This window comes from Burkholderia sp. L-4, assembly GCF_056856535.1.
The window spans coordinates 291,341-311,082 of record NZ_JBXEOX010000002.1 but is presented as its reverse complement, the minus strand read 5'-3'; the positions used below and the strand labels follow the sequence as shown (position 1 = coordinate 311,082).

At 67.1% G+C, this 19,742-nt stretch carries 16 protein-coding genes; 10 read left to right on the top strand and 6 right to left on the bottom strand.

The window, feature by feature from the left end:
• Nucleotides 1–30: 30 nt before the first annotated feature.
• Complete coding sequence (locus tag AC1VVG_RS18150) at nt 31–996, bottom strand: PDR/VanB family oxidoreductase (RefSeq protein WP_482835983.1); 966 nt, start codon at nt 994–996, stop codon at nt 31–33.
• The gene (locus tag AC1VVG_RS18145) at nt 993–2,072 is read right to left on the bottom strand and encodes an aromatic ring-hydroxylating oxygenase subunit alpha (protein WP_034190632.1); all 1,080 of its coding nucleotides are present in this window, start codon (nt 2,070–2,072) and stop codon (nt 993–995) included. The genes AC1VVG_RS18150 and AC1VVG_RS18145 overlap by 4 nt, the downstream gene beginning before the upstream one ends.
• 199 nt (nt 2,073–2,271) lie before the next feature.
• Here AC1VVG_RS18145 and AC1VVG_RS18140 point away from each other — a divergent pair, with 199 nt between their 5' ends.
• Complete coding sequence (locus tag AC1VVG_RS18140) at nt 2,272–2,760, top strand: MarR family winged helix-turn-helix transcriptional regulator (RefSeq protein WP_034190580.1); 489 nt, start codon at nt 2,272–2,274, stop codon at nt 2,758–2,760.
• A 62-nt stretch (nt 2,761–2,822) separates the two neighbouring features.
• On the opposite strand, the gene AC1VVG_RS18135 is transcribed toward AC1VVG_RS18140, so the two are convergent.
• Nucleotides 2,823–3,569: a TetR/AcrR family transcriptional regulator gene (locus AC1VVG_RS18135; RefSeq protein ID WP_124609981.1), complete on the bottom strand. Its 747-nt coding sequence runs from the start codon at nt 3,567–3,569 to the stop codon at nt 2,823–2,825.
• Nucleotides 3,570–3,739: 170 nt separating this feature from the next.
• Between AC1VVG_RS18135 and AC1VVG_RS18130 the strand changes: the two genes are divergently transcribed.
• From AC1VVG_RS18130 to AC1VVG_RS18105, 6 genes are all read left to right on the top strand, one after another.
• Nucleotides 3,740–4,921 (top strand): isovaleryl-CoA dehydrogenase, encoded by a 1,182-nt coding sequence (locus AC1VVG_RS18130; protein ID WP_034190578.1) that lies wholly within the window; start codon nt 3,740–3,742, stop codon nt 4,919–4,921.
• A 31-nt stretch (nt 4,922–4,952) separates the two neighbouring features.
• Nucleotides 4,953–6,560, top strand: a complete 1,608-nt coding sequence (locus tag AC1VVG_RS18125) for a carboxyl transferase domain-containing protein (protein ID WP_034190577.1) — start codon at nt 4,953–4,955, stop codon at nt 6,558–6,560.
• Nucleotides 6,561–6,579: 19 nt separating this feature from the next.
• Nucleotides 6,580–7,365, top strand: coding sequence for an enoyl-CoA hydratase/isomerase family protein (locus AC1VVG_RS18120; protein WP_034190576.1), 786 nt, complete (start codon nt 6,580–6,582; stop codon nt 7,363–7,365).
• Nucleotides 7,366–7,401: 36 nt separating this feature from the next.
• Nucleotides 7,402–9,399, top strand: coding sequence for an acetyl/propionyl/methylcrotonyl-CoA carboxylase subunit alpha (locus AC1VVG_RS18115; RefSeq protein ID WP_124609979.1), 1,998 nt, complete (start codon nt 7,402–7,404; stop codon nt 9,397–9,399).
• A 327-nt stretch (nt 9,400–9,726) separates the two neighbouring features.
• On the top strand, nt 9,727–9,930 hold the full coding sequence (locus AC1VVG_RS18110) for a hypothetical protein (protein ID WP_482835982.1): 204 nt from the start codon (nt 9,727–9,729) through the stop codon (nt 9,928–9,930).
• Between the two features lie 42 nt (nt 9,931–9,972).
• Nucleotides 9,973–12,087, top strand: coding sequence for a phosphocholine-specific phospholipase C (locus tag AC1VVG_RS18105; protein WP_482835981.1), 2,115 nt, complete (start codon nt 9,973–9,975; stop codon nt 12,085–12,087).
• An 82-nt stretch (nt 12,088–12,169) separates the two neighbouring features.
• Here AC1VVG_RS18105 and AC1VVG_RS18100 read toward each other — a convergent pair whose 3' ends face one another.
• A complete protein-coding gene (locus AC1VVG_RS18100) occupies nt 12,170–13,489 on the bottom strand; it encodes a glycosyltransferase family protein (RefSeq protein ID WP_482835980.1) in 1,320 nt (439 codons plus the stop codon).
• Nucleotides 13,486–14,181: a class I SAM-dependent methyltransferase gene (locus AC1VVG_RS18095; protein ID WP_482835979.1), complete on the bottom strand. Its 696-nt coding sequence runs from the start codon at nt 14,179–14,181 to the stop codon at nt 13,486–13,488. The genes AC1VVG_RS18100 and AC1VVG_RS18095 overlap by 4 nt, the downstream gene beginning before the upstream one ends.
• 279 nt (nt 14,182–14,460) lie before the next feature.
• Between AC1VVG_RS18095 and AC1VVG_RS18090 the strand changes: the two genes are divergently transcribed.
• The 3 genes from AC1VVG_RS18090 (at nt 14,461) to AC1VVG_RS18080 (ending at nt 17,688) form a co-directional block, all read left to right on the top strand.
• The gene (locus AC1VVG_RS18090) at nt 14,461–15,603 is read left to right on the top strand and encodes a DUF2827 domain-containing protein (RefSeq protein ID WP_034190571.1); all 1,143 of its coding nucleotides are present in this window, start codon (nt 14,461–14,463) and stop codon (nt 15,601–15,603) included.
• A 785-nt stretch (nt 15,604–16,388) separates the two neighbouring features.
• On the top strand, nt 16,389–17,192 hold the full coding sequence (locus AC1VVG_RS18085; protein ID WP_034190570.1) for an EAL domain-containing protein: 804 nt from the start codon (nt 16,389–16,391) through the stop codon (nt 17,190–17,192).
• A 79-nt stretch (nt 17,193–17,271) separates the two neighbouring features.
• Nucleotides 17,272–17,688: a hypothetical protein gene (locus AC1VVG_RS18080; protein WP_034190569.1), complete on the top strand. Its 417-nt coding sequence runs from the start codon at nt 17,272–17,274 to the stop codon at nt 17,686–17,688.
• 65 nt (nt 17,689–17,753) lie between these two features.
• On the opposite strand, the gene AC1VVG_RS18075 is transcribed toward AC1VVG_RS18080, so the two are convergent.
• Entirely contained in the window at nt 17,754–19,733 is a 1,980-nt protein-coding gene (locus AC1VVG_RS18075; RefSeq protein WP_482835978.1) for an FkbM family methyltransferase, read from the bottom strand.
• Between the last annotated feature and the right edge of the window lie 9 nt (nt 19,734–19,742).

The following is a 19,742-nucleotide window of genomic DNA, read 5'->3' as shown; positions in this document are numbered from 1 at the left end:
TGGTTGGCCGCCGCGGATCGGGCGGTCCGTCTACAGATCGAGTACCAGCAGGTCGCTTCGCGATCGCGAACAGCACGGCATGAACTGGTCGCCGGCCGCCTGTTCCTCTTCGGTCAGATACGAGTCGCGATGATCGGGCTCGCCTTGCAGCACGCGCGTCACGCAGGTGCCGCATACGCCTTGCTCGCACGACGTCAGCACGTCGATGCCGTTCGCCGCCAGCGCTGCGACGACCGTGCATTCGGCCGGCACGTCGATCACCTGGCCGCTGCTCGCGATCCGGACCTGGAACGCGCGGTCCGCACCGGACGACGCAACCGCGCCGCCGAAGAACTCGTAGTGCAGCCGCGCTTCGTCCCAGTGGCGCGCGCGCGCGGCGTTCAGTACCGCGTCCATGAAGCCGCGCGGGCCGCATACATACAGGTGGGTGCCTTCCGGCGCGGCGGCAAGCACGGTGGCCAGGTCGAAGCGTTGCGCGGGGTCGCCGTCGTCGACGTGGAAGCGGGTGCGATCGTGAAACCCGGCTGCGTGGATTCGCGCGACGAACGCCATGCGATCGGTCGAACGCGCGCAGTAGTGCATGTCGAACGGCTGGCCCGACGAGAACAACCGTTCCGCCATGCTGAGGATCGGCGTGACGCCGATCCCGCCCGCGAGCAGCAGGTGGTGCGGCGCGTCGGGCGCGAGCGGAAACTGATTGCGCGGCACGCCGATCCGTACGATATCGCCTTGGCGGACTGCGTCGTGAATGGCGCGCGACCCGCCGCGCCCGTCGGCGTCGCGCAGCACGGCGATCTGATAGCGATCACCGTGCTCCGGGTGGTTGCACAGCGAATACTGGCGCACGAGGCCGCCCGGCAGATGCACGTCGATATGGGCGCCGGCGTCGAAGCGGGGCAGCGGCGCACCGTCGTCGCTGACGAATTCGAAGCCGCAGATGTCGCGCGCTTCCTGCCACTTGCGCGCGACGCGCACCGTCAGGGTCGCGACGCTCATGACGCCGCCTTGACGGGCGCGACCGGGATCACGGGCCGCTGCGGGTTCGACGCGTTCTCGTCGGCGAGCAGCCGCTCGATCACCTTGCGCGACATTACGCCGCCGGCGTCGATGTTGAGCTTGAGCAGCTTGCGATCGGGCCACTTCTCCAGGTTGCGCTGCTGGCGCTCGAGCATCTCGAGATCCTCGGCGAAGATCTTGCCCTGGCCTTCGCGGATCTCGGCGGTCAGCGCGGGGTCGTCGGGCCGGAAGTTGCGCGCCATGCCCCAGAAGTACCAGATCGAGGTGTCCGTCTCGGGCGTGATGAAGTCGACCACGATCGACGACGCCTTCAGGTCGGCCGGCGCGTCGTAGCCGCCGTGGCCCGCATGCGCGACGCCGACTTCGATCATCACGTGGCTCGGCGGCGAGAAGCGGCAGATCTGCCAGCGGTCGACCGGCACGTCGTCGGCCAACCCGTTGCCGCGCAATGCCATCCGCCAGAACGGCGGCGGCATCACGTTCTCCATGAAGCGGCTCGTGACGACTTCGTCGCCGTGGCTGGTCGTCTTCGGCGGCGCTTCGTCGATTTCCTTCTGGCCGATGCTCGTCGCATGCACGTAGGTTTCGTGCGTGAGGTCCATCAGGTTGTCGATCATCAGCCGGTAGTCGCAACGGATGTGATACAGGCCGCCGCCGTGGGCCCAGGCCGGATCCTCGGCCCACGCCAGCGCGGGCAGCTTGGCCGGATCGGCCGCCGCCGCATCGCCCGGCCAGACCCAGATGAAGCCGTACCGCTCGACCGCCGGAAAGCTGCGAATCGGCGGGAAGCCGCCGACGCGCTGGCCCGGCATGCCGGCCGCCTTGCCGTTACAGCCCATTTCCAGCCCGTGATAGCCGCACACGAGCACCCCGTCGCGCACGAAACCCAGCGACAACGGCGCGCCGCGGTGCGGGCAGAAATCCTCGAGCGCGGCGACCTGGCCGTCCGCCGCGCGGTAAAACACCATCGACTCGTTGCAGATCGTGCGGCCCAGCGGCTTGCCGTCGATTTCATCGGGCGTGCACGCCACGTACCAAGCATTCTTGAGAAACACGTTCGTCGTCTCCTTCAGGTCGATGCCGCCGGTACGCGGCATCTCTTCATTCCGTGTACTGAATGAGATTCAGTGTACTCATCGAGCTTGGCTGGAGCAAGGCGGGCGGTATACTGGTTTTCCCGGGAAATGGCGCGAGGCAGCGCCATGCCGTCGGCGCGCGCAACCGGCGCGCGTCGCCTATGTCATCGACTCATTCATGGAAAAAACGAATCCCGCCGTCGCGCCGGCTTTCCCGCTCGATCTGTACGACGAACCCGGGCACCTGATCCGGCGCGCACACCAGATCGCGGTTGCGATGTTCTACGAGAAGCTGGGCCGGGACGTGACGCCGGTGCAGTACGCGGTGCTGCGGATGCTCTACGAAAGCCCGGGGCTCGATCAGGTGACGCTCGCGCAGCGGGTGGCGCTCGATACGTCGACGACCGCGGATCTCGCGGTCCGGCTCGAAGCGAAAGGATTGATCGTGCGCGAAGTGCTGCCGCGACGTCAGCGCCGCCTGTTGCTGACGCCGGCGGGCGTCGAACTGCTCACGCACCTGATTCCGTCGGTGAAGGAGCTGCGGGCCGGCCTGTTCGACGGAATGGGAGAGGACGATTCGCAGGAACTGATGCGCCTGTTGCGCAAATTCGTCCATTTGAACAACGAGCAAAGCCGGGCGCCGCTGCGCGTCGGCGAGGAGTCGTAGCGGCGCCGAGCTCGCCCGGCAGCGCGCGGCACCGGGGGGGGGGGCGCGCCGCCCGCCGCGCGTCACGCGCGCGCGTTTTCGTCTTCCAGCCGCCGCACGGCTTCCACGACTTCATTCCTGAAACGCACGAGCGCCGCCTGTTCCGGCGCCGGCGGCTGCATGGCGGCCCACAGCATGTCGATCAGCTGCGCGGCCGTCGTTTCCGTATCGAGCTTGCGGTGCCCGAGGATCGCATCCCACAGCACGTGCTCCATCGGCCCGAACACCATCGAACGCAACAGGCTCAGCGGCAGGTCCGCACGCACCTGCCCGGCCGCCTGGCCGCGCGCGAGCACGTCCATCAGCGGCGCCGTGTAGCGGCGCTGCAGTGCGGTCAGCTCGTCGCTCAGCGCATGCTGCTTCGCGCGGCCTTCCGACAGCACCAGCGCGCACAGCCCCGTGCCGTTCACCAGCATCAGCCGCAGGTGGGTGCGCACGATGAACGCGAACTGCTGCTGCACCGATGCATCCCGCGGCATGCCGTGCTCGAACGCCGCGATGATTTCGTCGTACCAGTCCGCGATCACGCGCGCGCACAGCTCGCGCTTGCCGCGGAAGTAGCTGAACACCGTCGCCTCCGACACGCCCACGCGCTGCGCGATCTCGGCGGCCGTCGCATGCTCGTAACCTTTTTCGGCGAACACTTCACGGCCGACGCGCAGAATGTCCTGCACGCGCTGCTGGGATTTGCGCCCGGCGGGCGCGCGCGGCGCGTCGGCGCGATCGGCTTTGGCGGTGTCGGTCATGGTGTCGGCGGGAGCGGCTGTCATGTCCACATGATATCTGAGTGTCACTCAAAAAACTATTGACGCCGAACCCGGCGAGGCGCGAAACTGTGCAAAATTTCCGCTTTATTGGTTAATGAATTGGTGCATTCATTCGATTTGAGCGAAACTCAGAAATCGATGAGTGCGACACACTTTCTGGAGACGGAGGAGACATGATCAACCTGCCCGGCGTGCAATTCATGCTCGGTGAAGACATCGAGATGCTGCGCGACGCCGTCGCGACGTTTGCGGCGAAGGAAATCACGCCGCGCGCGGCGGAGGTCGACCGCACCGACCAGTTTCCGATGGATCTGTGGAAGAAGTTCGGCGATCTCGGCGTGCTCGGCATGACGGTCGCCGAGGAATACGGCGGCGCGAACATGGGCTACACCGCGCACATGGTCGCGATGGAGGAGATCTCGCGCGCCTCGGCGTCGATCGGCCTGTCGTACGGCGCGCACTCGAACCTGTGCGTGAACCAGATCCACCGCAACGGCACCGAAGCGCAGAAGCGGAAATACCTGCCGAAGCTCGTGTCGGGCGAACACATCGGCGCGCTCGCGATGAGCGAGCCGAACGCCGGTTCCGACGTCGTCAGCATGAAACTGCGTGCCGACAAGCGCGGCGATCGTTACGTGCTGAACGGCACGAAGATGTGGATCACCAACGGCCCGGATTGCGACACGCTCGTCGTCTACGCGAAGACGGACGTCGAAGCCCACTCGCGCGGCATCACCGCGTTCATCGTCGAGAAGGGGATGAAGGGCTTCTCGGTCGCGCAGAAGCTCGACAAGCTCGGCATGCGCGGCTCGCACACGGGCGAGCTGGTGTTCCAGGACGTCGAGGTGCCGGAAGAGAATATCCTCGGCCAGTTGAACGGCGGCGTGAAGGTGCTGATGAGCGGCCTCGACTACGAGCGCGCGGTGCTGTCGGGCGGCCCCACGGGCATCATGGCCGCGTGCCTCGACGCCGTGGTGCCGTATATCCACGACCGCAAGCAGTTCGGCCAGTCGATCGGCGAATTCCAGCTGATCCAGGGCAAGGTCGCCGACATGTACACCACGTTCCAGGCGTGCCGCGCGTACCTGTACGCGGTCGGCCGCCATCTCGACTCGGCGGGCAGCGACCATATCCGCCAGGTGCGCAAGGATTGCGCGGGCGTGATCCTCTACACGGCCGAGAAGGCGACGTGGATGGCCGGCGAGGCGATCCAGATCCTCGGCGGCAACGGCTACATCAACGAATATCCGGTCGGCCGCCTGTGGCGCGATGCGAAGCTGTACGAGATCGGCGCCGGCACGAGCGAGATCCGCCGGATGCTGATCGGCCGCGAGCTGTTCGCGGAAACGATGTAACGCCCCACGTCACGCGAACGGAGCCTCGTCGATGCCGATCATCGAATCGAAACTGAACCCGCGTTCGGAAGACTTCCGCGCGAATGCCGCCGCGCTCGAGGCGGTCGTCGCCGACCTGCGCGCGAAGATCGAACAGCTCGCGCAGGGCGGCGGCCAGGCCGCACGCGACAAGCACCTGTCGCGCGGCAAGCTGCTGCCGCGCGATCGCATCGCGCAACTGCTCGATCCGGGCGCGCCGTTCCTCGAGCTGTCGCAGCTCGCGGCGAACGGCATGTACAACGACGACGCGCCGGGCGCGGGCGTCATCACCGGGATCGGCCGCATCGCCGGCCGCGAATGCGTGATCGTGTGCAACGACGCGACGGTCAAGGGCGGCACCTACTACCCGATCACCGTGAAGAAGCACGTGCGCGCGCAGGAAATCGCCGCGGAAAACCGGCTGCCGTGCGTCTACCTCGTCGATTCGGGCGGCGCGAACCTGCCGAACCAGGACGACGTGTTTCCCGATCGCGACCACTTCGGCCGCATCTTCTTCAACCAGGCGACGATGTCGGCGGCGGGGATCGCGCAGATCGCCGTCGTGATGGGCTCGTGCACGGCCGGCGGCGCCTACGTGCCGGCGATGAGCGACGAGTCGATCATCGTGAAGGACCAGGGCACGATTTTCCTCGGCGGCCCGCCGCTGGTGAAGGCCGCGACGGGCGAGGAAGTGAGCGCCGAGGATCTCGGCGGCGGCGACGTGCACACGCGCCTGTCGGGCGTGGCCGACCATCTCGCGCAGAACGACGCGCATGCGCTGTCGATCGCGCGCAACATCGTCGATCATCTCGCGCCGAAGATCGCGTCGCCGGTGGCGCTGCGCGAGCCGAAGCCGCCGCGCTACGATGCGAAGAGCCTGTACGGCGTGATCCCCGTCGATACGCGCAAGCCGTTCGACGTGCGCGAGGTGATCGCGCGCATCGTCGACGATTCGGAATTCGACGAATTCAAGGCGCGCTACGGCACGACGCTCGTCACGGGCTTCGCGCACATCTGGGGCCATCCGGTCGGGATCGTCGCGAACAACGGCATCCTGTTCTCCGAATCGGCCGTGAAGGGCGCGCATTTCATCGAGCTGTGCTGCCAGCGCAAGATCCCGCTCGTGTTCCTGCAGAACATCACGGGCTTCATGGTCGGGCGCAAGTACGAGAACGAAGGCATCGCGCGGCATGGCGCGAAGATGGTGACGGCCGTGTCGAACGCGAAGGTGCCGAAGTTCACGGTGATCATCGGCGGCTCGTTCGGCGCCGGCAACTACGGGATGTGCGGTCGCGCATTCGGCCCGCGGTTCCTGTGGATGTGGCCGAATGCGCGCATCTCGGTGATGGGCGGCGAGCAGGCCGCGTCGGTGCTCGCGACGGTGCGTCGCGACGGCATCGAGGCGAAGGGCGGGTCGTGGTCGAGCGACGAAGAGGAAGCGTTCAAGCAGCCGATCCGCGACCAGTACGAGCGCCAGGGCCATCCGTATTACGCGAGCGCGCGGCTGTGGGACGACGGCGTGATCGACCCGGCGCAGACGCGCGACGTGCTCGGCCTCGGCCTGGCCGCATCGATGAACGCGCCGATCGAAGACACGCGCTTCGGCGTGTTCCGCATGTAACGCCCGGGAGGACCGACCGATGCGATACGAAACGATCAAGGTAAGCGAAGCCGGCCGCGTGGCGACCGTCACGCTCGCACGCCCCGACGTGCGCAACGCGTTCAACGAGACGACGATCGCCGAGCTGACCACCGCGTTCGAATGGCTCGATGCGCACGAAGGCGTGCGCGCGATCGTGCTCGCGGCGGAAGGCGCCGCGTTCTGCGCGGGCGCGGACCTGAACTGGATGAAGAAGATGGCCGGTTACTCGGACGACGAGAACCGTGCCGATGCGCGCAAGCTCGCGCGGATGCTCGAGGCGATCCATCGCTGCGGCAAGCCGGTGATCGCGCGCGTGCACGGCGACGCCTATGCGGGCGGCGTGGGCCTCGTCGCGGCGGCCGACATCGCGATCGCCGCCGACGGCGTGAAGTTCTGCCTGTCGGAAGCGCGGCTCGGGCTGATCCCCGCGACGATCGCGCCGTACGTCGTGCGGGCGATGGGCGAGCGCGCGGCGCGCCGTTATTTCACGACGGCCGAGGTGTTCGACAGCGCGCGGGCCGCGTCGCTCGGCTTCATTCACGACGCGGTACCGGCCGATGCGCTCGACGAAACGGTCGCGAAGCTGGCCGCGACGCTCGTCGCGAACGGTCCCGACGCGGTGAAGGCGTGCAAGCGGCTCGTCGCCGACGTGGCCGGCCGCCCGCTCGATGCGACGCTGATCGAGCAGACCGCCGACTGGATCGCGCGGACCCGTGCCGGCGCGGAAGCGCGCGAAGGGATCGCGTCCTTCCTCGAAAAGCGCACGCCGTCGTGGCGTGAATGATCGCGTGACCCCCACTCTCCGGACGACATCGAAGCCATGTTCGACAAGATTCTGATCGCCAACCGCGGCGAAATCGCGTGCCGCGTCGCCGCGACGTGCAAACGTCTCGGGATCGCGAGCGTCGCCGTCTATTCCGACGCGGACGCGAACGCGAAACACGTGGCCGCGTGCGACGAAGCCGTGCACATCGGCGGATCGGCAGCGGCAGACAGCTACCTGCGCATCGAGCGCATCATCGAAGCCGCGCGCGCGACCGGCGCGCAGGCGATCCATCCCGGCTACGGTTTTCTGTCGGAGAACGAAGATTTCGCGCACGCGTGCGAAGCGGCCGGCATCGTGTTCATCGGGCCGCCGGTCGACGCGATCGCGGCGATGGGGTCGAAGGCCGCCGCGAAGGCGCTGATGCATGCGGCTGCCGTGCCGCTCGTGCCGGGCTATCACGGCGACGACCAGGATGCCGGCAACCTGCATCGCGAAGCCGACGAAATCGGCTATCCGGTGCTGCTGAAGGCGAGCGCGGGCGGCGGCGGCAAGGGGATGCGCGTGGTCGAGCGCTCCGACGATTTCCCGGCGGCGCTTGCGTCGTGCCAGCGCGAGGCCGCGAGCAGCTTCGGCAACGACCGCGTGTTGATCGAGAAATACCTGACGCGCCCGCGTCACGTCGAAGTGCAGGTGTTCGGCGACACGCTCGGCAATACCGTGTACCTGTTCGACCGCGACTGCTCGGTGCAGCGCCGTCACCAGAAGGTGCTCGAGGAAGCGCCGGCGCCGGGCCTGCCCGACGACGTGCGCCGCGCGATGGGCGAAGCGGCCGTCGCGGCAGCGCGCGCGGTCGGCTATGTCGGCGCGGGCACCGTCGAATTCATCATGACGGGCGACGCGTTCTACTTCATGGAAATGAACACGCGCCTGCAGGTCGAGCATCCGGTCACCGAAATGGTCACGGGGCTCGATCTCGTCGAATGGCAATTGCGCGTCGCGTCCGGCGAGCCGCTGCCGCTGCAGCAGGACGATCTGCGTGTGCGGGGCCATGCGCTCGAGGCGCGTCTTTATGCGGAGAATCCGGCGCGCGGGTTCCTGCCGTCGACGGGCACGCTCAAGCACCTGCGGCTGCCGGCAGGCGTCGAGTTCGACATCGGCGCGGCGGTGCGCGTCGACAGCGGCGTGCGCGAAGGCGATGCGATCACGCCGTTCTACGATCCGATGATCGCGAAGCTGATCGTTCACGGCGCGGACCGTGCGGAAGCGCTGGGCCTGATGCTGCGTGCACTGCGTGCGTGCGAGGTGGTCGGCCTGCATACGAACGCCGCGTTCCTGCAGCGGATCGTCGCGTGCGAACCGTTCGCGACGGCCGATCTCGACACGGGGCTGATCGAGCGCAACCACGATGCGCTGTTCGCGCCGCAACAGCCGCCGCGCGCGGCGCTTGCACTTGCGTGCGCGGCATTGCTCGCGCGCGAACGCGGCGCGGCCGCGCAAGGTGCGTCGCCGTGGGGCGCCTTGCCGGACTGGCGGCTGAACGGCGGCTATCGCCGCACGCTCGAATGGCATGCGGCCGATCGCGAAGCGGACGTGACGGTCACCTACGAGGACGACGGCGCCGGCGCGCGACTCGCGACCGGCGATGACGCCGCGCAACCGTTCGCATGGACGCGCGGCGCCACGCCGCTCGATTTCGACGTGATACTCGGTGGCGTGCGCGGCAGCGGCCGCGTGTATGCGGACGGCGACACGTTCCATGTGTTCACGCAGGGCACCTCGGAGACGTTCGAATGGCGCAACCTGCTCGCGCATGCGGGCGATGCGGAGCAGGGCGGCGGACGTTTGACCGCGCCGATGCCGGGCAAGGTGATCGCGGTGCTGGTCGAACCGGGCCAGAAGGTCGAAGCCGGTACGCCGCTGATCGTGATGGAAGCGATGAAGATGGAACACACGATCGGCGCGCCGAGCGCGGGCGTCGTCGCGGAAGTGCTGTACGGCGTCGGCGACCAGGTCGCGGATGGCGCGCAGTTGCTGATGATGGCGGAGGGCTGACGCCAGTCTGCACGCCGTGTGCAAGCCGGCCGCGCTGCGGCCGGCCCGCACAAGAATGCTTCTCGAATCACGGTGCGCGCGCCGTTTAGGCCGCGCCGCCCCGATGTCGTCGGCCCGCGAAGCCGTACGTTCAGGCAACATCAATCTTTCGAACGACTTACGAATCGCGTCGTTCCGGCCAGGCCACCACGTGCCGCGCTCCGCGTGCGCGTCGATCTCCCTTTACTCGACACCGTCGTGTAACAAGTCGAACATAGCATCTCGGCGTCGATATGACCGACGCGGGTTCGCGTCCGTGTCACGTCATCACCCCCACGGAGAACCGTTATGCGAAAGTCGGCCCTGCGGCCTTTCGCGGTCGTTGGCCTGATCGCGCTGACAGCCCTCCTCGGCGCCTGCAACGACGACCTGACCGCACCCGCCGCGCCCGTCGCGCAGCAGAAGGCCGCGTGTGGCGGCGCCGTCGTCGCCACCGCGCTGATGCATTGCCCGCCGGGTTTCACCGCACCGGCATCGTCGCCCGCTTCCTGATACCGGCTGTTTTCACCAGAAATCCAATCACGAGCAACCAGCATGGCCAACCATTCGCGACGCGATTTTCTGAAGTTCTCCGCCGGTCTCGCCGGCGCGACCGCCGCCACCGCGCTGCTTCCCGAGTCGATCCGCAAGGCGCTGGCGATCGAGCCGAATTCCGTGACGGGCACGATCCAGGATGTGCAGCACATCGTCGTGTTCATGCAGGAGAACCGCTCGTTCGATCACTACCTCGGCCACCTGAGCGGCGTGCGCGGCTACAACGATCGCTTCCCCGTCACGCTGCCGAACGGCAAGCCGGTGTGGTTCCAGCCGCGGCAGGAGGACAAGACGAGCGTGATCGCGCCGTTCCGCTACGACACGACCAACCCGGGCGTCAACGCGCAATGCATCGGCGGCCTGCCGCATACGTGGGCGACGACGCACGGCGCGATCGACAACGGCCGCGCGGATCAGTGGGCCGTACAGAAGTCGAACATGACGATGGGCTATCACGTTCGCGACGACATCCCGTTCCATTACGCGCTCGCGGATGCGTTCACGGTGTGCGACCACTACTTCTGCTCGATTCCGGGCAACACGCACCCGAACCGCATGTACCTGATGACGGGCATGGTCGATCCGCTCGGCACGGGCGGCGGCCCGCTGCTCGACAATACCGACTACATCGACAATCCGTTCGACAAGGTCCAGTTGCCGCCCTTCAGCTGGACGACCTACCCGGAGCGTCTCGAGAAGGCCGGCATCTCGTGGCAGATCTACCAGCAGGGCACCGGGTTCGACAACTTCACCGGCAACTACGGCACGAACATGCTCGCGTGCTTCAACAACTTCGTGAATGCGCCGGCCGGTTCGTCGCTGCAGACGCGCGGGATGAGCACGCGCCCGATCACGCAGCTGAAGGCCGACGTGCAGGCCAACGCGCTGCCGCAGGTCTCGTGGCTGCTGCCGCCCGCCGCGTATTCGGAGCATCCGAAGTTCACGCCGCTGTACGGCGCGTACTACCTGTCGACGATCCTCGATGCGCTGACGTCGAACCCGGACGTATGGAGCAAGACCGTCCTGCTGATCATGTACGACGAGAACGACGGCTTCTTCGACCACGTCGTGCCGCCGTCGGCGCCGACGCTGCCGGGCTCGGGCATGAGCACGGTGGACGTGTCGCTCGAGCGGCACAATGTCGTGACGTCGACGCAGGCCGGCACGTATACGGCCGACAACCTGCCGTACGGCCTCGGCCCGCGCGTGCCGATGTTCGTCGTGTCGCCGTGGTCGAAGGGCGGCTTCGTGTGCTCGCAGGTCTTCGATCACACGTCGGTGCTGCAATTCATCGAGAAGCGCTTCGGCGTGGTCGAAACCAACATCTCGCCGTGGCGTCGCGCGATCTGCGGCGACCTGACGTCGGCGCTCGATTTCTCCAGATCGGATGCCACGCTGCCGACGTTGCCGAGTACGCAGGCATATGTCGCGCAGGCGGACCTGCAATGCTCGCGCGCGTCGTCGCAGACGGCGCCGGCCAGCACCGCGCAGCAGGTCGTGACGGCGCAGGAACCCGGCACGCGGCCGGCTCGCGCGCTGCCGTACGAGCTGCACGTGACGGGCCGGCTCCAGGCGCAAGGTTATGCGGTGACGTTCGCCAATTCGGGCACGCAGGGCGCGCACTTCTGGGTCTATACGGGCGATCCGACCGCGATGCCGCGCCGTTATACGGTCGAGGCCGGCAAGCAGTTGACCGACACGTGGGCGCTCGACGCGAACGGCAACTACCTGGTGAGCGTCTGGGGGCCGAACGGCTATTTCCGGCGCTTTGCGGGTTCGGCCGCCGCGGATGCCGCCGCGAAGCCTGAAATCACGCCGTGCTACGACGTGGCGAACGGCGACGTCTACGTCACGATCGCCAATGCGGGCACCGGCACGCTCACGGTCACGGCGACCGATGTCGCGTACGGCGGCGCGGCGCGCACGTTGACGATTCCCGCCGGGCAGCGCATCGAAGCGCGCTGGGACCTGTCGTGCAGCAGCCAGTGGTACGACCTGCAGTTCGCGGTGGCCGGCAACGCGGGCTGGACGCGCCGCATCGCGGGGCACGTCGAAACCGGCAGGGCCAGCGTCACCGATCCGGCGGCCGTCGCGCCGACGATCACGCCGATCTGACGGTATCCGGTGCGACGACGCACCGGCCGGCAGGAGCCGGCCGGCGCGTCGTCCTTGCGGGTTCGATGCCGAAGCGGCGGTGTCAGCCCGGCAGCCCGTCGTCATGCGCCATCATCAGCGCGCGCATCGCCGACCACATGCCGTAGTAGTGCACGATGTAGCTGTCCGCGCGGCGGAACAGCCAGGGCGTGTTGAGGCTGACGAGATCGGCCACGCCTTCGCCGTGCAGTTGCCCGTCGCGCTCCATCGCGCGAATGAAATGCAGCTGGTCGCCGTCGCTCGCGTAGACGCTCGACCGGTCGTGCAGCGCGGCGATCGTCGTCATCAGGTCGCGCAGCATCGCGTCGTTGCGTTCGGTGCGGCGGAACGCCATCACGCCCGAGTTGAACGCCCACTGGCCGATATCCTGCGCAAGCAGCCAGGCGCGCCCGTCGAGCAACGGTTCCAGCGGCTGCTGCTGATTCGCGATCAGTACGTCGGCATCGAGCCACACGACCCATTCATGATGCTGCAGGTACGCGTGCAGCAGCCACGGCTTGAACCAGTTGCCCGTTGCGTTCAGCCCGATCTCCGCGGGGATGTCGCGATGCACGTGGAGCGTGTAGCCGTGCGTGTCGCAGTAGCGCCGGAAATTGCGTTCGGCGACGCGGGCGTAGCTGCCGATGTTCGGCGTGTACAGCATCATCAGCGCGATCGGCCGGCCGGGATTGTACGTGCAGCGCTCGGCGGCTTCGTCCGGTGCGGCCGCGGCATGATCGAACGAGAACATCGGCCGGCCTGCGGCGCGGCAGCGATTGACGTACGCGACGAGCGCGTCGCGAAAACGTGGCGTCGCGCCCTTGCGCGCGGGATCGTGCGGCGTGTCGTCGATGCTGATCGCGAAGGTGGGCTCGCGGCTCCACATCGGATCGAGATGGGGGCCGCACGGCATGACGGCGTACAACCCGTCGATCAATTCCAGGTAGCGATGCGTGTCGAGCCCGTCGAACAGCGCGGCCTCCGACGTCAGCTTCGGCTCGCTGCCGAGCTTGCAGCGCTGCACGAGCTGCATCACGATCGCGCGCACGTCCGCCGTGTTGCGCCAGATCTGCACGTCGACCTGCGGCAGCGGCGGCGCGAACGCGTCGACCAGCAGCATGTCGCGCCCGGCCATCAGGCGTTCGAGCGCGACGGGCTCGATGATCGCCGCGTCTTCGCCGAGCAGCAGCACGAGTGCGTCGGGCTGCGCGCCGCGCAGTACGTGGAGCAGCGATTCGTAGCGATACAGCGGCCGCAACGGCAGCGCCTGCGGCATCGCGGACGCATCGACGATCTCGTGACGATAGCCGTGCGCCTGCGCGTACCAGCGGTGATTCTCGAGACTGGCGGGCGCGGGTTGGCTGAAATGGCTGAGGACGATCATCGCGCGCTCCGCAGGCCGGGAAGCGGCCTGCGCCGCAAGCGTTCGCGAACGCTCTCCATGTTCCAGAGCCCGAGGCAGCGATCGGACATCGGCACGGTGCCGATGTCGCCCCCGTAGATGATGCATTCGTTGCTGCCTTCGACGAGCAGCGTCAGCGGCGGGGCGAGGTCGAACGGCGGCATCTCGAGGTTGATGGGCGTCCACTGACCGGTCGCGATTGCCGCGTTGCGCGGATAGCTGCGATAGATGAAGGTCGTGGTCAGCAGGTAGCGCGCGCGGGTCGCGGCGAAACGCTCGAACGCACGGAACACGTCGGCGTGCGAAAAGTGGAACAGGCAGTCGCGGCAGAGGATCAGGTCGGCATCCGGCAACGGATCCCGCAACAGGTCGAGATGCACGAACCGGCGGTTCGGCGCCGCCCACGTTGCCTGGTTGGCCGCCACGAGGTTTTGCACGATGTCGGCGCCGATGTAGTCGATGCCGTCGAGGTCGACATGGTGCATCCAGTTGAAATCGCCGCACGGCGCATCGAGCATCGAACGCACGCCGAAGCGGCGCAGCAATCCCGGCAGCTCGCGAATGACCTGCACGGTGTTTTTCAGCTCCGAACCCCACCCGGACACGCTTTCCTGCGAGTGCCACCCCTGTTCGTCGTGGATCTTCTGGAAGACTTGCGCGGCATCGTGGTCCATTCTGTCAGCCTTTCTTGTCATCGAGGTGCGGCGTGGTCGTGTGCGTGCCCGCTCGAATACCCCGGAAAAGCCTGCCGGCCGGTGGCGCAGCGGGTGGCATGAGTATCGCATAACGATCCGGCGGATTTGCACGGCCGCGGCGGGCGCTGACCATGTCTGACAGTGTGCGGACGGCGCTCCGCTAGAATGCCGGGTTGGCCGCCGCCGCTTGACGCGGGCGGCGCTCCGCGCGCTACACTGCGCCATGCCGCTCCCATTCAACCTTCCATCCTGCCGACGATGACGTCTCCTGTCCTGAACGGCCTGCGCATCGGTATCACGATCGGACTGCGTGCCCCTGACGAAAGCCTGTGGATCAACGGCATCAAGCAGAACGCGCTGTTTCTCGCGAAGCTGCTGATGGCGTCGCCGCACGGCTACCGCGTGACGCTGGTCAACACCACCGACGTGCCGCTCACCGACGCGCTGCCGTGGGACCGCAACGTGTACGACACGCGCGCGTTCGCCGACATGAAGGATGCGCTCGACGTGGTGATCGAGCTCGGCGGCCAGATCGACGGCGAGCAGACGGCCTACCTGAAAGCACGCGGCGCGAAGCTCGTCAGCTATTGCTGCGGCGTCGAGTACATCAACGCGATGGAGTCGATGCTGTTCGGCCGCCGGCTGTGGGATTCGCTGTTCATCAACCGCGGCTACGACGAGGTATGGGCGATTCCGCAGATCGCGCCTTCGTCGCTGCCGTTCCTGCAGTCGCTGCGCCGCTGCCCGGGGCGCGTCGTGCCGTTCGTGTGGGATCCGATGTTCCTCACCGCACGCGCGCAGACGTTGCCCGAGCACGGCGAATACCGGCCACGCAGCGAGCCCGGCAAGCGGCTGACGGTGATGGAGCCGAACCACAACGTCGTGAAGTTCTGCGTGTATCCGATGCTGATCATCGACGAAGCGTATCGGCGCGACCCCGACGCGATCTGCTTCACGCACGTGACGAACGCCGATCGCCTCGCGCACGACAGCCCCGAGTTCGTGATGCTGATGAATTACCTGGACATCGTGCGCGCGGGCAAGGCGAGCTTCGTCGGTCGCTTCGACACGCCGGTGTTCCTGGCCGACCTGACCGACATCGTCGTGTCGCACCAATGGTCGAACCCGCTGAACTACTTCTATTTCGACGTGTGCTGGCAGGGTTATCCGCTCGTGCACAACGCGAGCCTCGCGCCCGACCTCGGCTACTACTATCCGGACAACGACGTGCAGCAGGGCGCCGACGCGCTGCTGCGTGCGCTGCATACGCACGACGACGACTGGGAAGCATACACGCGGCGCCAGCGGGAGATCCTCGGCCGCTACACGTCGGCGAATCCGGCGCTCGTCGCCGAGTACGACGCGCTGCTCGCGAACCTGATCGGCACGCCGGCCGCATAAGGCCCGATTTTCCACGGCGTACTTTCATGGCGCCGTCGGCCGCCATCGGGGTTGTCCCGCCCTAATGTCTGACGAAATGGTGCCGTTAAAAAAGAAACCGCCGAACCCGATCGGTTCGACGGTTTTGAAGGCACGAAATTGACGGCTCCGAGGGAAGTCCGTCGGAAACAATTTTATAGGTTAACAAGTCTTTAAGATTGTTAAATATGGTTCAATTCATAATCATCATATAAATAAAACTTGATATTATTGATTTGACGCGGTGAATTCTGTTTCGAGATTAAATAATGTCGTTTGCAGCGAGAAAATTGAATGCTGCGGTGATCGAATGATGCGCGGCGGCCGGTTTCCGACGGATGGCTGCCCGGGTCGAGGGCCTGCGTCGCGGGCCCGTGCATCAATGGAAAACGGTGATTCGTGCATCTGCTTTAGTCTGATCAATTAACGATTTTTCGATTTGCAGTCCCGTAATGTCGTGAAAGAAATCGATTCGGATAAAACTGTCCGGGCGATGAAGATAAGCGAGCTGGATTCGAGGTTCCGTATTTTGTGTTGTGTAACCTGTCGCACTGTCGGCATGATGCGTGCATGGTGTATTGGCAGTAGTTGAATATCACTGAAAATATCGAATTTGACGGCGCGCCGAAGCGAAAAGTACGCTCCCGGAAAAAATCGTCATAACAGGATGGGCCGGGTAGGCGGCGGAGCGCGTCAGGGTAGGTTTGCTCCGCGTGTTTGTTGAGGTCGAGCCGCGATCGGCGGCTCGCCATTTGCCGGAGCGCCGGATGAATGCGGTCGAAGCTCGCCTGGAGGCGAATCGGGAAGCGAATCGTGACGAAATCGATCTCGTGTTCGGCGCCCCCGACGATCATGCCGACCTCGCGTCGGTACGCAGTTTCGTGGAAAGCCGGCTCGGGTTCGCGCACGAACCGGTGTGCCGGGCCGACCTGTCGGGCGGTGTGCTGTATCAGGAGCGTCTGGCGCGGTTGCGCTGGGGCGAGCGCGATGCGCTGCCGCCGCTCGCATTCCTGCCGCGCCTCGAGGCGCTCGGGCTGATGCGCTGGTTCGACCGGCTGGTGGTCGGCCGGACGATCGACGCGCTGCGCGCCGATCCGGCCGCGGTGCTCGGTTGCAACGTCGCGGCGGCGAGCGCGGTCGTCGACGACGCGTGGCTGGCGATTTTCAGGCGGCTCGAGCGCGAGCCGTCGGTGGCGGCGCGGCTGGTGGTCGAGATCACGGAGACGGGGCCGCTGAACCCCGTCGCGGGCCGGTCGTTCGTGAACCGCTTCCGGCAGGCCGGTTGCCGGATCGCGATCGACGATTTCGGCGTCGGTTTCAGCGCATTGAACAATCTGGTGGTCGGCAATCCCGACATCGTGAAGCTCGACCGGTCGGTCTTGTCGATGATCAAGCGCAACGCGATCGGGCGTTACCAGTTCCGCAGGCTGATCGCGTTCGCGCACGAAGGCGCGCGGCACGTCGTCGTCGAAGGCGTGGAGAGCGAGATCGACCGGCAGATCATTGTGGATGCCGGTGTCGCCTGGGCGCAGGGCATCCGCTTTTCATGGCGGTCGCCGGCCGCCGTGTGACGGCGCGGGAACGGGCGGGGCGGCGTGCACGACGCGCCGGTGCCGGGCGAGGGTGAGACGAATCGCAAAGGGGTGTGGCATGGCGGGGACGAAGGCCGGAGCCGGAACGGGCACGCAGGCAACCGATGCGCGCGACCTGGTCGCGATCGCCGAACTGGCGGACATGCTGTGGCAACTCGGCGCCGAGTCGACCGATGTGCCGATCGATGTCGCGCCGTACCTCGACGGCCTGAAGGCCGTCGCGCGTCGCATTCAGCGGATGAAACCGATCGATGCCAACGGCCGCGAGCTGGCGGCGCGGCACTATTACGCGGGCGTCATCGCCGGCGCGTGCGGCGACGATTCGGCGATCGCGCGCGGCGTGTCCGACAGCCTCGCCAGGCAATCCGGCAGTGCAAGCGGGCAGGCGGTCCGTTGTTTTGCCGTGCTCGCCCGCATGGGACGGCGGCATGGCCGCGTGTTCGCCGCGCAAAGCGGCGATCGCGTGCCGGTGTAGGGCAGCCGCCGCGCGTGCGGGCCCGCTGCGCCGCGGCGGCTCGGTCGCGCGGCCAGTCAAGCCGGTCAATCCTTTCCGAAACCGCCCAGCACCAGCGCCATCGCGCGGTCGACTGCATCGTCCCATCGGCCGACGTGCGCGGCGCGCACGATCCGGATGCCCGGATAGAGCGCGCTGCGCGAACCGGTTTCCCAGCGGGCGTCGGCTTTCGGGCTGAGCAGCAGCACGGCCGGTACGCCGAGCGCGCCGGCGAGATGGATGTGCGCGGTGCAGGTGGTCACCACGGCGTCCATCGCGAGCATCAGCGCGGCCAGATCGCTGAAATCGCCGATCGCCTGATGCGGGAAGGTGACCGGCAGGTCCGACTGTTCGGATTGTGCGGACAGGTCGCGGTTGATGCAGTACGCGGCGTAGCCGTGCATCCCGGCAAGCGGGGCGAAGTCGCGCAGGCTGGCCGCGCGATGGAAGCGTGCGTCGCTTTCGTCGCGTCCGCGCCAGTTGAGCCCGATGCGGCGCGTACCGGCCGCGTGGCCGTCGCGCGCCACGCGCTCGCGCCATGCGTCGGCATGCGCGGGCGGACACGCCAGGTAAGCGGGTGGCGCACCGTCCGGCGCCGGCGCGTAGCCGAACTGCGCGGCGAGCATCAGGAACGAACACCAGTAGTCGTGTGCGATCTGCGATGTGTCGACCCACGCGCCGTGCGCGCCGACGAATTCGATACGCGGGAACGTATGGCGCAGCAGGCCGGCCAGCGCGTCGGGCACGACCACGGTCACGCCGGCGCAGCCGAGCGCGTCGAGCGCATGCAGGTAGCGGGCGTACTGAAGCTGGTCGCCGATGCCGCCGTAGCTGAGCACGAGCAGCCGCTTGCCGTGCAGCGGCTGGCCCTGGTAGAGCCGCTCCGTCGGCAGCCCGAACTGTGCGGACGTCAGCACGTTTTCGCTGTCGATGGTGGCGCGCGCGGCCTCGTCGCGCCGGCCGGCGCGCAGCAGCAGTGCCGAGCGCGCCAGTTCGATGCGCCCGCGCGCCGCGTCGGGCAGTGCGGCCGGGTCCCCGAAATGGTCGAGTGCCGCAAGCCCGGCCTCGGGTGCGCCGGCGAAGCCGTAGCACGACGCAAGCTGCAACGCGATCGCATCGTCGTCGAGCCCGCGGCCGCGTGCGCGTTGCCAGCGATCGATCGCATGCCCCCACTCGCCGCGCGACTCGTGGTCGAGTGCGCGGTTCCAGTTCGTTTCGGGCGCGTCGGCGTCGGCATTGGCGGGTGCGGCCGCCGCCTGATCCGCGCCGTTTCCGGTCGCCGATCCGACGGCGAGCGGGTCGCCCGAGATCAGCAGGCGCTGCCGGTCCCAGCGTGCGTTCGGCACGCACAGCATGTTCAGTCCGTCGATCCGGTAGAACGTATAGTCGAGACCGGCGAAAGTATCGATGATCGGCGCCTCGCCGACTTTCCAGTATTCGATCCAGCACCACGGCAGATGCGTCTCGATCAGCCGCCGCGCGCCGCGCAGCGCGTCGATCTCCATCCCTTCGATGTCGAGCTTCAGGAAATCCAGGCGCGGCAGGCCGAGCGAATCGAGCCGGACGACCGGCGTCGGCGTGCCGTCCGATGATTGCCCGTCGACGAGCGACACCGAACCGAAATCGGCATCCTGCCCGTAGTCGACATCGGGCACCTTCATCGTGCCGTTGGCGGCGGCCAGCCCCATGTTCAGCAGGTGGAGGTTGTCGAGCTCGTTGAGCGCGATGGTGCCACCGAGCGCATGGAACAGCGTGCGCTGCGGCTCGAATGCGTACACGCGGCCGCCGCGCGCGCGCAGCCGGTGCGCGACCGGCACGCACACGAGCCCCGCGTTCGCACCGCCGTCCACCGCGATCGCGCCGTCGGGCAGTTGCTCGATCACGTGCAGGATCGTGTCGAGTTCGCCCTGGATATGTGGCCGGCCGGTCTTGATCAATGCCTCGGCCTGCAGCGCGCAGTGCCGGTTGATGAGAAACGGGCCGTGGATCGAATCGATCACGACGAAGTTGCGGATGGTCTGGTTCATGGACGTGAA

Bases quoted from the DNA above. Each gene is read 5' to 3' on its own strand.
- AC1VVG_RS18130 (WP_034190578.1), top strand. From the start codon at position 3,740: ATGATCAACCTGCCCGGCGTGCAATTCATGCTCGGTGAAGACATCGAG.
- AC1VVG_RS18080 (WP_034190569.1), top strand. From the start codon at position 17,272: ATGGCGGGGACGAAGGCCGGAGCCGGAACGGGCACGCAGGCAACCGAT.
- AC1VVG_RS18120 (WP_034190576.1), top strand. From the start codon at position 6,580: ATGCGATACGAAACGATCAAGGTAAGCGAAGCCGGCCGCGTGGCGACC.
- AC1VVG_RS18110 (WP_482835982.1), top strand. From the start codon at position 9,727: ATGCGAAAGTCGGCCCTGCGGCCTTTCGCGGTCGTTGGCCTGATCGCG.
- AC1VVG_RS18115 (WP_124609979.1), top strand. From the start codon at position 7,402: ATGTTCGACAAGATTCTGATCGCCAACCGCGGCGAAATCGCGTGCCGC.
- AC1VVG_RS18100 (WP_482835980.1), bottom strand. From the start codon at position 13,489: ATGATCGTCCTCAGCCATTTCAGCCAACCCGCGCCCGCCAGTCTCGAG.
- AC1VVG_RS18140 (WP_034190580.1), top strand. From the start codon at position 2,272: ATGGAAAAAACGAATCCCGCCGTCGCGCCGGCTTTCCCGCTCGATCTG.
- AC1VVG_RS18125 (WP_034190577.1), top strand. From the start codon at position 4,953: ATGCCGATCATCGAATCGAAACTGAACCCGCGTTCGGAAGACTTCCGC.
- AC1VVG_RS18135 (WP_124609981.1), bottom strand. From the start codon at position 3,569: ATGACAGCCGCTCCCGCCGACACCATGACCGACACCGCCAAAGCCGAT.
- AC1VVG_RS18090 (WP_034190571.1), top strand. From the start codon at position 14,461: ATGACGTCTCCTGTCCTGAACGGCCTGCGCATCGGTATCACGATCGGA.
- AC1VVG_RS18095 (WP_482835979.1), bottom strand. From the start codon at position 14,181: ATGGACCACGATGCCGCGCAAGTCTTCCAGAAGATCCACGACGAACAG.
- AC1VVG_RS18075 (WP_482835978.1), bottom strand. From the start codon at position 19,733: ATGAACCAGACCATCCGCAACTTCGTCGTGATCGATTCGATCCACGGC.
- AC1VVG_RS18150 (WP_482835983.1), bottom strand. From the start codon at position 996: ATGAGCGTCGCGACCCTGACGGTGCGCGTCGCGCGCAAGTGGCAGGAA.
- AC1VVG_RS18105 (WP_482835981.1), top strand. From the start codon at position 9,973: ATGGCCAACCATTCGCGACGCGATTTTCTGAAGTTCTCCGCCGGTCTC.
- AC1VVG_RS18085 (WP_034190570.1), top strand. From the start codon at position 16,389: ATGAATGCGGTCGAAGCTCGCCTGGAGGCGAATCGGGAAGCGAATCGT.